The organism is Steroidobacter cummioxidans, from assembly GCF_003104955.1.
Map to the genome: position 1 here is coordinate 1 of NZ_LSRW01000022.1, position 12,868 is coordinate 12,868.

Below are 12,868 nucleotides of genomic sequence, written 5' to 3' on the forward strand. Positions count from 1 at the left end.
GCAGCGTCAGATGTGTATAAGAGACAGACGTGGATGTTTGCTGGCCGGCGGCCTTGCTCGCAGCGCCCCAGCGCCACCCGGTGACTTCCGGCAGGTCGTCGCCGTGCTTGGCGATGTAGTGCTTGTGCTCGAGCAGCTTGTTCTTGATGGCTTGCAGGGCGTAAGCCGCGCGCGAGCCTAGCTGCTCGATGCGCTCGATCACGTCACTCACGAGGTGGAAGCGATCGATGCGATTCAACACGGCCATGTCGAAGGGCGTGGTCGTCGTACCTTCCTCCAGATAGCCGCGCACGTGGATGTTGCCGTGATTGGTGCGTCGATAGACCAGCTTGTGAATGAGGGAAGGGTAGCCATGGAACGCGAAGATGACCGGCCGGTCCTTGGTGAACAGCGCATCGAAATCCTGATCGGGAAGCCCGTGGGGATGCTCGCTCGGCGGCTGCAGCTTCATCAGGTCGACCACATTGATGACGCGGACCTTCAGCGTCGGCAGATGAGTGCGTAACAGGTCGACCGCGGCCAGCGTTTCGAGCGTCGGCACATCGCCGCAGCAAGCCATCACGACATCTGGCTCGCTGCCTTTGTCGTTGCTCGCCCATTCCCAGATGCCGATGCCGGCCGTGCAATGGCGGATGGCCTGATCCATCGTCAACCACTGGGGCGCCGGCTGTTTGCCGGCCACGATCACGTTGACGTAGTTGCGACTGCGCAGACAGTGATCGGTGACCGACAGCAGCGTATTCGCATCGGGCGGCAGGTAGATCCGCACCACCTCGGCTCGCTTGTTGGCGACATGGTCGATGAAGCCGGGATCCTGATGACTGAAACCATTGTGGTCCTGGCGCCAGACATGCGAGGAGAGCAGATAGTTGAGCGAGCTGATCGGGCGACGCCATGGAATGTGGTTGCACACCTTCAGCCATTTGGCGTGCTGGTTGAACATCGAATCGATGATGTGGATGAACGCCTCGTAGCAGGAGAAGAAGCCATGACGGCCGGTGAGCAGATAGCCCTCGAGCCAGCCCTGGCACTGATGCTCGCTCAGCACCTCCATGACTCGGCCCTCCGGTGCGAGGTGATCGTCGTATGGGAAGCGCTCCGCCAGCCACGCGCGATTGGTCACTTCGAGCGCATCCTGCCAGCGGTTGGAGTTGTTCTCGTCCGGGCTGAAGAGGCGGAAGTTACGCTGCTCCATGTTGAGCTTGAGCGTGTCGCGCAGGAACTTGCCCATGACACGCGTCGACTCCGCCATCACCTGTCCTGGAGCGGTGACTTCGACGGCGTAGTCACGAAAGTCCGGTAAGCGCAGATCCCGCAGCAGTCCGCCGCCGTTCGCGTGCGGATTGTCACTCATGCGTCGCGCGCCTTTGGGCACGAACTCGGACAACTCCGGCTTGGGGCGCCCGTCGCTATCGAACAACTCCTCCGGCCGGTAGCTCTTCATCCACTGCTCGAGGATCTTGATGTGCTCGGTCTTGTTCATGTCGCTCATCGGCACCTGGTGCGAGCGCCAGTAGTCCTCGGTGCGCTTGCCGTCGATCTCCTTTGGGCAGGTCCAGCCTTTCGGCGTGCGCAGCACGATCATGGGCCACATCGGCCGCTTCGCTCCGCCGTCGCGCTGTGCGGCCTTCTTGATGCGCTGGAGGTCGTGCACGATGCCATCGAGCGTCGCGGCCATGGTCTGATGGAGCTTGGCCGGATCGTTGCCTTCGACGAAGTAGGGCGCGTAACCATAGCCGCGCATCAGATGATCGAGCTCGTCGTGACTGATGCGAGCGAGCACGCAGGGATTGGCGATCTTGTAACCGTTCAGATGCAGGATCGGCAGCACCACGCCATCGCTTGCGGGATTCAGAAACTTGTTCGAATGCCAACCGGTCGCGAGCGGACCGGTCTCCGCTTCGCCGTCGCCGATGACGCAGGCGACGATCAGATTCGGGTTGTCGAAGGCTGCGCCGTACGCATGCGAGAGCGCGTAGCCGAGCTCGCCGCCTTCGTGAATCGAGCCCGGCGTCTCCGGCGCAACGTGGCTCGGAATCCCTCCCGGAAACGAGAACTGCTTGAACAGGCGCTGCATGCCTTCCTCATCGCGCGAAACGTTCGGGTATACCTCGCTGTAAGTGCCATCGAGCCAGGCATTCGCGACCAATCCCGGGCCGCCGTGGCCCGGACCGGTGATGTAGATCATGTCGAGGTCGTGGTCGCGGATGATCCGGTTCAGATGCGTGTAGATGAAGTTGAGGCCCGGGGTGGTGCCCCAGTGGCCGAGCAGGCGCGGCTTGATGTGCTCGCGCGCCAAGGGCTTTTTCAGCAGTGGGTTGTCGTACAGATAAATCTGGCCGACTGAGAGGTAATTCGCGGCTCGCCAGTGCGCATCCAGCTTGTTCAGCACTTCGCGGGTCAGCGGTTTCGCGGTGGCAACATCGTTCATAACGGCTCCATCCCATCGGGAAAGTGAAGGGCGTGCGTGCCGGCGGCATACGCGAGCCGAGGAGCAACTTTCCTCGCATCGTGTGGTTCGCTCCATGTCACCAAGGTCCCATAGAGCACTCGGCGCGGCGTGCGCACGCTGCTCCATACTGGAAGCGGATATGACTACGCGGGAACTCCTATTGGTCCGGCACGGCGAGACGGAATGGAGCCTGAGCGGCCAGCACACGGGCCGCACCGACATTCCTCTTACCGAAAACGGTCGCGTGGCTGCAAAGCACCTCGCGCCATTGTTGGCGAGCAGGGCGTTCGCTCTGGTGCTCACCAGTCCATTACAACGAGCACGCGAAACTTGTCAGCTCGCAGGACTGGGCGCACAAGCGCAAACAGATGCCGATCTGCTGGAGTGGGACTACGGCGCTTACGAAGGACTGACGCCGCAACAGATTCGCGCAGAGCGACCGACCTGGATGATTTTCACGGACGGTTGTCCAGATGGGGAAACGCCTCAACAAGTTGCAGAGCGCATCGATCGAGTCATTGCCAGAGTGCGAGCGGCGATTGGGAATGTCGCAGTATTCGCGCACGGACATGTGTTGCGAGTGTTTGCCGCACGCTGGCTCGGATTACCGCCGTCCGCCGGCAGCCACTTCATGCTCAGCACCGCAACGGTGAGCGTCTTGAGTAGTTATCACGGCATCGCAGCCATCAAGCATTGGAACGCCCCCTTGATGTCGTCGGCGCCGCAGGTCACCGAAAGCGAAGCTCGGGGAGCGGGTGACGACGAGTGAGTCATGCATGCGCACGCAGATCGAAGGAGTGTGCGCCCCCGCCGGGCAGCAGATACTCACGTTCTCTGAATCCCAGTTTGATGGGCGCGGCGCGAGGCTCCCGGCCACGAACAGTGAGTGCTTCGTGAGTGAGAGACAGATCCAGCGTATGGCCGCGATAGCGGATGCGCAGGTCCAGTCTGTCGAGCGCATCCGGCAAGCGCGGATCCAGTTTCAGCATGCCGCCCGCAACGTCGATGCCGGTACAGACCCGCTGCACCAGATCGACGGTGCCTGCCATGGCGCCGAGATGAATCCCTTCGGCCGTCGTGCCTCCTTGAATATCGCTTACGTCGCTCAGTAAGGCTTCGGAGAAATAGGTGATGGCCTTCGGTCGATCGCAGCGTGCCTGCACCCACGCGTGGACGACCCGGGAGAGTGTCGAGCCATGCGAGGAGCGGGCGTCGTAGTAGGCAACGATGCGTGGGATCGTTGCGGGATCGAATGAATATCCGAGGCGCGCGAACAGTCGGCAGAGCTCGTTGGTCGAGAATACGTAGAAGAGCATCAGCACGTCGGCCTGCTTCGCAAGCTTGTATCGGTTGGCGCTGTCGTTCTCGGCCTCGAGAATGAGCTCGAGGCGCTGCACGTTGCCGTAACGTTTCCGATAAGCCTCCCAATCGAGCTCCGCGAGCGCTTCGTAACCTTCGAACTGACTGATGATGCCGTCGTCGTGAAACGGCACGAACATGCGTCGGCTGATGTCGTCCCAGCGCACGATTTCCTCGGTGGAAAGTCGCAGTCGCGACGCGATCTCGGCGCGACGCAAGGGCGGCAGCAGATCCAGCATCTTCTGCGCGTGCCACAGAATCCAGGCGGCCATGACGTTGGTGTACGCGTTGTTGTCGACCCCCGGGGTGGACGAATCCGGATAGCCTTCGTGGAATTCGTCGGGCCCCATGACGCCGTGGATTTCGTAACGTCCACGCGTCTCGTTGTAGGTGGCGATGCTGGCCCAGAAGCGAGCGATCTCGAGATACAGCTCCGCGCCATAAAACTGCAGGAACTCGAGGTCGTCGGTGATCTGCACATACTCCCAGACATTCCAGGCGATCGCGCTGCTCACGTGCCGCTGGCGAAAGCTGTTGTCCGGCACCCAGCGCTGCGAGTGCGGATTGAGGTTGAGCTCCTGCGTTTCCTCCTGGCCGTCACTGCCGCTCTGCCACGGAAACATCGCGCCCTTGAAACCGGCGCGCCGCGCGGCTTCGCGCGCTTCGCTCAAACGCTTGTATCGGTACATGAGCAGGGAGCGCGTGATCTCCGGCTGGCGCAGCGCCAGCGTCGGGAAGATGAATAGCTCGTCCCAGAAGATGTGGCCCTGATAACCTTCGCCCGTCCAGCCGCGGGCCGGCACACCGATGTCGAGCCCGATGGAGTTGAGCGATGCCGCCTGCAAAAGATGAAACGTATTGAGCCGCAGCAGCATCGGGATGTTCAGTCTGAACGGCGCCCTGGCGGAGTGCAGATCCAAATCGAAGCTGCGCCACAACTGGCTCCAGGCGAGGCTGTGCGCATCGAGCGCTTGCGCGAACGATCCGGCTCGCATGATGGCATTGCGAGCCGCGACCACGGGTTCGGAGATCGCGGCGTCTCGGGAACTGTAGAGCACGGCCATCTTTTCGATGGTCAGAGTCTCACCCGCGGCCAGCTGCACCTCGATTTCCTGGCCGATGAAGTCGCGCTCCAGCAGTTCGCGTCGGATCGCTATCGCGAGCCGCTCGTCACGAAACAAACGCGTACGCGCCGCTTCCACCACGTGGAGGTTCGATTGGCTGGTCCGCACGTGCAGCAGCACCGTGTCGTCTCCAATCTGCTCGCTGCCGATCGTTTGCAGATGGCGATTGTTGAATTTCTCATACAGCTTCGCGCCGGCATTGACGATGTGCCCGTCGATGGCCGAGCGAACCGTGACCGGCCCGGACCAGTTCTCGGCGGTGACAGTGATTTCGAGTGCGGCCAGGTGCATCTCCGCCATGGAAACCAGGCGGCGCTCTCGCAGCGTGCTGCGTCGTTGCGACTGATCCTCGAACGTCAGCGTTCGCGACAGCACGCCGTGCTGGAGATCGAGCTCCTGGCGGTACGACAGAATGCGTACGTGCTGCTCGTTGAACCAGTCGGCAGTGTCGAGGCGCAGCTGGACCAGCAGCCAGTTGGGGAAATTGACCAGATCCTCATTCTCGACGACGCGGCCGGCGATGTCGGTGCACAGGCGATTGTAACCTCCGGCGAGATAAGTCCCTGGATAGTGCACACCGTCGGCCCGCGCCCACGCCGCTGCTCCGCGCGTGGTGAAGTAGCCATTGCCGAGTGCGCACAAAGCTTCGCGGGTACGTTCTCTCGGGGCGTCGAAGTCTTCGTAGACCAGCGACCAGGTGGCGGCCGCCTCTGGCGTGACTTGAATTTGCAGCAGGCTGGCGACCACCTCATCCGCACCTGCTTTGCGCAGGGCCTGGGATTGGCCGCCGCGGTCCACGCCTATCAAAAGACCGAAGCCACCCGCCTTGCCGGCCTCGATACCCACGGTCGCATCTTCGACGACTATGGTGCGTGCGGTGTCCGCACCGAGGCGCCGCGCCGCTTCCAGGAATGCATCGGGCGCGGGTTTGCCCCTCAGGCCGAGACACCGGACGTCCTGGCCGTCGACGCGCTCATCGAACAGGCAGGCAATCCTGGCTGCTTCGAGCACAGCAGCGGCGTTGTTGCTGGACGATACGACGGCGGTTTTGATCCCCTGTGCGTGCAACACAGCGGCTAGCTCCGCTGCACCTTCGAACGGCGTGACGCCGTGTTGCTCCAGATGCTGCATGAAGTAGCCGTCCTTCAGATTGCCCAGCGCATGGATGGTCTGCTCGCCGGGAGCATCGTCCGGATCGCCCAATGGCAGCGCTATTTCACGCGATGCGAGGAATGCAGCGACTCCTTCGTGACGCGGTCTGCCATCCACATAGCGGCGATAGTCGCTGGCGATATCGAAGTCGACGCAGGGTTGCTGCGTGACCTCGCTGCGATGGCGCAGAAAATCATCGAACATGCGCTTCCAGGCTGCCGCGTGAATCGCTGCTGTCGGTGTGAGGACACCGTCGAGATCGAACAGCACCGCGTCGAAATCCCGCGGCGAAACTGTGACGAGCAGGCCACTTGTAGCGCTCACGGCTGTGCCCCTGTGATGCCGGACCGGCCCTTGAGCTTGCGAGCCCGGTTGGGACCTGCCTACTGCCCCTTGGGCCTACTTTTCAATGTGAGCGCAGGATTACGGCACGATATTTTCGAGCAGCTGGCTGCAGCGTTGGCGCTTGCCTGAAACTCCGGCTCACTAGTCTCATCCTGCGAAATCTGCGCGCTCATTGCGCGTTGCCGCTGCGCCGTTTGCCTTCCGGCGTCGACGGCTTATATTTCGGCATCCGCCCGCTGTGCCCCCAGCCCGATTGCCAGGAGAAAGTATGGCCAAGTTGAACGTCAACGGAACTGTCCGCGATATCGATGTGGACCCGAATACACCGTTGTTATGGGTATTGCGGGAGCAAGTCGGCCTGACGGGCTCGAAGTACGGCTGCGGCGTGGCTCAATGCGGTGCGTGTACCGTACACATCGACGGCAATCCGGTGCGCTCATGTGTACTTCCTGTCAGCGCGCTGTCAGCTGAGCAACAGATTACGACCATCGAAGGATTGTCAAGCGATGGTTCCCACCCGCTGCAACAGGCCTGGCTGAAGCTCGATGTGCCCCAGTGCGGCTACTGCCAGTCGGGCATGATCATGGCGGCGGCCGGGCTGCTGAAAAACAATCCCAAGCCCACCGATGCCGATATCGACGCCAGCATGACCAACATCTGTCGCTGCGGGACGTACAACCGTGTGCGCGAAGCGATCAAGCTCGCCGCCGCTGGCCTGCCGGCCAAGCAGAGCACTTAAGGAAGGGGGCCTCATGAGCATGGCAACGCAGGTTTCTCGTCGTAGCTTTCTGATCGGCTCGGCCTCCGCCATTGGCGGCTTGTCGCTGGGCTTTCATGTGCCTTTTGCCGAGGGCGCGGCGCCCGCCAAGACCGCGGCGGAAGTGAACGCATGGGTCGTCATCCAGCCCGACGACCAGGTCGTCATTCGCATCGCCCGTTCCGAGATGGGCCAGGGCACCCTCACGGGCCTGGCACAGCTCGTCGCCGAAGAGCTGGAGTGCGACTGGTCCAAGGTCACCACGGAATACCCGACCCCGGGCCAGAATCTGGCGCGCGATCGGGTGTGGGGTAATTTTTCCACGGGTGGCAGCCGGGGTATTCGCGAGTCGCACGAGTACGTGCGCAAGGGCGGGGCCACTGCACGCCAGATGCTGATTAGTGCCGCCGCTGCCGAGTGGAAAGTGCCGGCGAGCGAATGTGTTGCCGCCAACAGCGTCATCACTCACAAGCCGAGCAATCGCAAAGTCACCTTCGGCAAAGTGGCCACCGCTGCTGCGAAAGTCACTCCGCCCAAGGATGTGACGCTCAAGGATCCCAAAGATTGGAAGATTGCGGGCAAGCCGCTGCCGCGCCTGGACACGGCGGACAAGCTCACCGGCAAGCAGATCTATGGCACGGATCTGAAGCTGCCGGGCATGTTGAATGCAACGGTGCGCGCGTGCCCGTATTTCGGTGGCAAGGTCAAGAGCTTCGATGCCTCGGCAGTCTCGAAAATGCCGGGCGTGCGTAAGGTTGCGCAGATCGACGACACGACGATCGCCATCATCGCCGACACTTGGTGGCAGGCGAAGACCGCGATGGATGCATTGCCGATCGTGTGGGATCAAGGTCCGAACACGGGGGTGTCGAGCGAGTCCATCGCCGAGATGCTCAAGGGCGGTTTGGATGCGAAGGATGCCTTCGTACAAACAACCGTAGGCGACGCGCCGGCTGCGCTCGCGGGAGCGAAGAAGACGATCTCGGCCGTCTACGCCTATCCGTATCAGAACCACGCGACGATGGAGCCGATGAACGCAACCGCGCTCTACACGCCGCAGAAATGCGAAGTGTGGGTGCCGACGCAGAACGGTGAAGCGAGTCTGGCAGCGGCGGCGGAGGCGGCGGGCCTGCCGGTGCAACAATGTGAAGTTTACAAACTGCATTTGGGCGGCGGCTTCGGCCGACGCGGCAATTTCCAGGACTACGTGCATCAATCGGTGCTGATTGCCAAGCAGATGCCGGGCACGCCGATCAAGATGATCTGGACGCGCGAAGAGGACATGTTGCACGGTGCGTATCATCCAACCACCCAGTGCAAGTTCACTGCCTCGTTGGACGATCAAAACAACGTGACGGCCATGCACATGCGCATTTCCGGCCAGTCGATTCTGGCGGCGGTACGGCCCGAGGGCATGCAGGGCGGTAAGGATCCCGCCGTGTTCCAAGGCTTGAACCTGACCGGCGATGAGGGCCACATCGGCTACACCATTCCGAATCTGCTGGTCGATCACGCCATGCGCAATCCACCGGTGCCGCCGGGGTTCTGGCGCGGTGTGAACTTGAATCAGAACGCGTTCTATCTCGAATCGTTCATCGAGGAGCTGGCGCATGCGGCCGGCCAGGATCCGCTCGTGTTCCGTCGCAAACTGCTGAAGAATCATCCGAAGCATCTGGCCACTTTGGAAGCGGTGGCGAAAGGCATCGGTTGGGACACACCGGCGCCCAAGGGCGTGGGGCGTGGCCTTGCTCAGATCATGGGCTTCGGTAGCTATGTGGCCGCTGCGGCGGAGGTATCCGTAACCAATGGTCAGATGAAGATTCATCGCATCGTCGCAGCGACCGACGCCGGACACGTCGTCAATCCTGCGCAGGTGGAACGTCAGGTGGAAGGCTCGTTCGTCTATGGACTGTCGGCGGCACTGTTCGGTGAATGCACGATGCAGGGCGGCCGCATGGTCGAGGACAATTTCCACACCTATCAGGTCATGCGCATGGCGGAGATGCCGAAGGTGGAAACTCACATCGTGCCGTCGGGCGGATTCTGGGGCGGCGTGGGTGAGCCGACCATCGCAGTGGCCGCTCCGGCGGTGATCAATGCGTTGTTCGCAGCCACCGGCAAACGTATTCGTACGTTGCCGCTAAAGAAACATAGCCTCGCATGATTCGTTGGGGCTATACGCTGGTCGCGGCGACACTGATCGCCGCACCAGTGTCCACCTGGGCTGCTTCACCGCCCGGCGCTGCAGCGTGCCTCGGATGCCACACTGTCGCGGCGGATGGCAGCCCGGTGCCGCCGCTCGGAAATTTCAAGGCCGAGCAGATCGTGACGGCAATGCAGGCGTTTCGCGCCGGTACGCGTCCCGCCACCGTGATGGATCGCATCGCCAAGGGATTTTCGGATGAAGAGATCAAGGCCATCGCCGACTGGTATGCGCGCTCCAAAGCAAAGTAGTCGGCGCGCTGTCCTCGGCGGTCTCGCAGCGGGCGGCGTGCTGGCCGCGTTCGGAATGCCTGCGGCTCGCGCGGCGACGAAGGCAGCGCCGCACGTCGTTGTCATCGGTGGCGGATTCGGTGGTGCGAGTTGCGCTCGCTTGATCAAGAGCGAGGATCGCAGCATTGCGGTGACGCTCGTTGAAGCCAACTCAACTTACATCGCCTGTCCGTTCAGCAACGCGGTGATCGCCGGGCTGCGCCAATTGGAGCAGCAGAAGTTCGGCTATGACCGGGTGCGAGCCGCTGGCATCGATGTGGTCCATCGCAAAGTGACTGCGGTCGACGCCAGGCAACGGACGGTTCGTCTCGATGATGGCAAGCAGCTCACCTACGATCGCCTGGTCGTGGCGCCGGGAGTGGAGGTGCGCTTCGACGCACTTCCTGGCTACACCGAAGCTGCGGCGGAAGTAATGCCGCATGCATGGAAGGCGGGCGAGCAAACGCTGTTGTTGCGTCGTCAGCTCGAAGCGATGAAGGATGGCGGCGTGGTCGTGATGTCCGCGCCGGCCAATCCGTTCCGGTGTCCGCCCGGGCCCTATGAGCGCGCCAGCCTCATTGCTCATTACCTCAAGACGCACAAGCCGCGTTCCAAGCTGATCCTGCTCGACGCCAAGGATGCATTCTCAAAACAGAAACTGTTCGAGGCGGCGTGGCGGGAGCTTTATCCAGGCCTGATCGAGTGGGTGGGCCTGTCGTCCGGCGGTAATGTCACTCGCGTCGAGCCGGACACTCGCACGTTCGTTACGGAATTCGACAGCCACCGCGCCGATGTGGGCAATGTCATTCCTCCGCAGCGTGCCGCGGCGGTCGCAGCGATCGCCGGCGTAGCCGATCAAACTGGGTGGTGTCCGGTCGATCCGGTGACGTTCGAATCGAAGTTGCAACCGGGCGTGCACGTGATTGGCGATGCCATCATCGCTGGCGGCATGCCCAAATCGGCGTTCTCAGCGAATTCCCAAGCGCGCGTTTGTGCCGCAGCCGTGGTGGATTTACTTCGCGAACGGACGCCTGCGACGCCCAAGCTCATCAATACCTGCTACAGCCTGGTGGCACCGGACTATGGCATCTCCATTGCCGGCGTCTATCAACCTGCGAATGGTTTGCTCACCGATGTGCCGGGCGCGGGTGGCGTCAGTCAGCTCGATGCGCCGAAGTCGGTGCGCGCACAAGAAGCGACATACGCGGAAGCGTGGTTCAAGACCATCACTCACGGCGTCTTCGGATGAGGATGACGTGGCCACTGTGGGCGCTGTGCGCGTTGACGTCCGTGGCGTCGGCGACTTCGCCACTGCAGAACGTGCAACCGTACGCTGTCACGGGTGATGCCATCGAGAAATCGTTGACGGGGCAGGCCGGCGATGCGAAGCGAGGCGCCGAACTCATACAGCAGCGGCACAAGAGCCTCTGCGTGTTGTGCCATTCGGGCCCGTTCCCCGATCCTCACTTGCAGGGGACGCTTGCTCCGGACCTGACAGGCATCGGCGAGCGACTGTCGGCCGGGCAGTTACGCTTGCGCATCGTGGATACGAAGCGATTGAATCCGGCCAGCATCATGCCCACGTATTACGGCGTCATCGCGAATGACAAGGACACTCGCGTCGCCGACGGTTGGCGTAACAAGCCGGTGCTCACGGCCGAGGAGATCGAGGATTTGGTGGCCTATCTGCAGACGTTGCGGCGATGAAGATCACTCGGCCGACGCTCGATGAAGCGATTCGCTCGTTCACCGGTGGCGCCGTCGTGCGCGAAGCTCGCGTGAAGTTCGAGATCTCGCCTTTGGTGGAGAACGGCAACGCAGTGCCCGTGAGTGTCGAAGTCGACAGTCCCATGACTGCGGCCGATCACGTGCGGCGCATCGCGCTGTTCAACGAAAAGAATCCGCAGGCCGACGTCGTCGTGTTTCATCTCAGTCCACGCAGCGGCCGCGCGCGCGTGGCGACGCGCATTCGCCTGGCCGCTTCGCAAACGGTAGTCGCACTGGCTGAAACGAGTGATGGCGCGTTCTGGTCCGCCCAGGCAAAGGTGATCGTGACGCTCGCGGCCTGCATCGAGGATATCTCTCAGCAATGACCCGCGCGCTCGTCAACGTCCCGAAAACGGCCAAGCGCGGCGAGATCATCGAGATCCGCGTGATGATTCAACATGTGATGGAAACGGGCTATCGCGAGGGGCCGAATGGCGTCACGATTCCACGCAACATCATCCATCGGTTCGTTTGTAAATACGCGGGCGAGGAGATCTTCTCCGCCGAGCTGTTTCCGGCGATCGCAGCCAATCCCTACATGGCTTTCAGCGCCGTTGCGACCGAGAGCGGCACGCTGACGTTCGAGTGGACCGACGACAAAGGTGAGACGCAGAACACGTCCGCCGAGCTTACGGTGACGTAATGTTCCGGCTCGCGCTGTTGGGTGCATTGGTGGTTGCTTCCGTGAGCGCCGTTGCTGACATCGCTCCGAAGGACCGGCGTTCCGGCTTCGAATTCATGTCGCCGCAGACGCAAGCCATGCAGTCCGACGAAACCAGCAATCCCGGCATGTTGTGGGTCGCGAACGGCGAGCGCCTGTGGAGTGAGTCACAAGGCACCGCTGCCAGATCGTGCGCGAGCTGCCATGACGATGCGGTCAAGAGCATGCGTGGCGTCGCGGCCCGCTACCCAGCCTTCGATGAGGAATCGAAACGGCCGATCGATCTGATGAGCCGCATCAATCAGTGCCGCACAAAGCGCCAGGGCGCGCCGCCACTGACTCAGCAAAGCGATGAGCTGCTGGCACTCACCGCATACGTTGCCTACCAGTCCCGGAACATGCCTGTAGCACCTCCCGCAGACCCTCGACTTCAGCCGTTCCGCGACAACGGTCGCGCCTGGTTCGAGCGGCGCCTGGGGCAACTGCAACTGTCCTGTGCTTCCTGCCACGATGAGCGTTGGGGCGCCCGGCTCGGCGGCAGCATCATTCCCCAAGGCCACGCGACGGGTTATCCGTTGTATCGCCTGGAATGGCAAAATATCGGGTCCCTGCAACGCCGGCTGCGCGGCTGTCTGGTCGGGGTGCGAGCTCAGCCGTTCGATTTCGGTGCGCCGGAGTTCGTGGATATCGAATTGTTTCTAATGGAGCGCGCCCAGGGCTTGCAGATGGAAGCTCCGGCGGTGCGGCCGTAAGCCTGGACGTGACCTGACGGAATGACA

General features: G+C 62.2%; 11 protein-coding genes. 9 read left to right on the top strand and 2 right to left on the bottom strand.

Annotated features, from left to right (window positions below; translation table 11 throughout):
- The coding region (locus D0550_RS13605; protein ID WP_153067156.1) for a phosphoketolase family protein at positions 1–2,431 on the bottom strand (2,431 nt) is incomplete at its 3' end.
- Between the two features lie 160 nt (positions 2,432–2,591).
- On the opposite strand from D0550_RS13605, the gene D0550_RS13610 reads away from it, so the two are divergent.
- On the top strand, positions 2,592–3,221 hold the full coding sequence (locus D0550_RS13610) for a histidine phosphatase family protein (RefSeq protein WP_116809746.1): 630 nt from the start codon (positions 2,592–2,594) through the stop codon (positions 3,219–3,221).
- 1 nt (position 3,222) lies between these two features.
- Here the strand turns inward: D0550_RS13610 and D0550_RS13615 are convergent, their stop codons facing one another.
- Entirely contained in the window at positions 3,223–6,411 is a 3,189-nt protein-coding gene (locus tag D0550_RS13615; RefSeq protein ID WP_206606266.1) for a beta-phosphoglucomutase family hydrolase, read from the bottom strand.
- A 289-nt stretch (positions 6,412–6,700) separates the two neighbouring features.
- Between D0550_RS13615 and D0550_RS13620 the strand changes: the two genes are divergently transcribed.
- From D0550_RS13620 to soxA, 8 genes are read left to right on the top strand one after another with little or no spacing between them, the layout of a single operon-like run.
- Complete coding sequence (locus D0550_RS13620) at positions 6,701–7,171, top strand: (2Fe-2S)-binding protein (RefSeq protein ID WP_116809747.1); 471 nt, start codon at positions 6,701–6,703, stop codon at positions 7,169–7,171.
- 13 nt (positions 7,172–7,184) lie between these two features.
- Positions 7,185–9,353: a xanthine dehydrogenase family protein molybdopterin-binding subunit gene (locus D0550_RS13625; protein ID WP_116809748.1), complete on the top strand. Its 2,169-nt coding sequence runs from the start codon at positions 7,185–7,187 to the stop codon at positions 9,351–9,353.
- Entirely contained in the window at positions 9,350–9,643 is a 294-nt protein-coding gene (locus tag D0550_RS13630) for a c-type cytochrome (RefSeq protein ID WP_116809749.1), read from the top strand. Before D0550_RS13625 ends, D0550_RS13630 begins: the two co-directional genes overlap by 4 nt.
- Positions 9,621–10,910, top strand: a complete 1,290-nt coding sequence (locus tag D0550_RS13635; RefSeq protein ID WP_116809750.1) for an NAD(P)/FAD-dependent oxidoreductase — start codon at positions 9,621–9,623, stop codon at positions 10,908–10,910. The genes D0550_RS13630 and D0550_RS13635 overlap by 23 nt, the downstream gene beginning before the upstream one ends.
- 2 nt (positions 10,911–10,912) lie before the next feature.
- On the top strand, positions 10,913–11,368 hold the full coding sequence (soxX, locus tag D0550_RS13640; RefSeq protein WP_116809751.1) for a sulfur oxidation c-type cytochrome SoxX: 456 nt from the start codon (positions 10,913–10,915) through the stop codon (positions 11,366–11,368).
- On the top strand, positions 11,365–11,754 hold the full coding sequence (locus D0550_RS13645) for a SoxY-related AACIE arm protein (RefSeq protein WP_116809752.1): 390 nt from the start codon (positions 11,365–11,367) through the stop codon (positions 11,752–11,754). Before soxX ends, D0550_RS13645 begins: the two co-directional genes overlap by 4 nt.
- Positions 11,751–12,071: a thiosulfate oxidation carrier complex protein SoxZ gene (gene soxZ, locus D0550_RS13650; protein WP_116809753.1), complete on the top strand. Its 321-nt coding sequence runs from the start codon at positions 11,751–11,753 to the stop codon at positions 12,069–12,071. Before D0550_RS13645 ends, soxZ begins: the two co-directional genes overlap by 4 nt.
- Entirely contained in the window at positions 12,071–12,841 is a 771-nt protein-coding gene (gene soxA, locus D0550_RS13655; RefSeq protein WP_116809754.1) for a sulfur oxidation c-type cytochrome SoxA, read from the top strand. The genes soxZ and soxA overlap by 1 nt, the downstream gene beginning before the upstream one ends.
- Positions 12,842–12,868 lie beyond the last annotated feature (27 nt).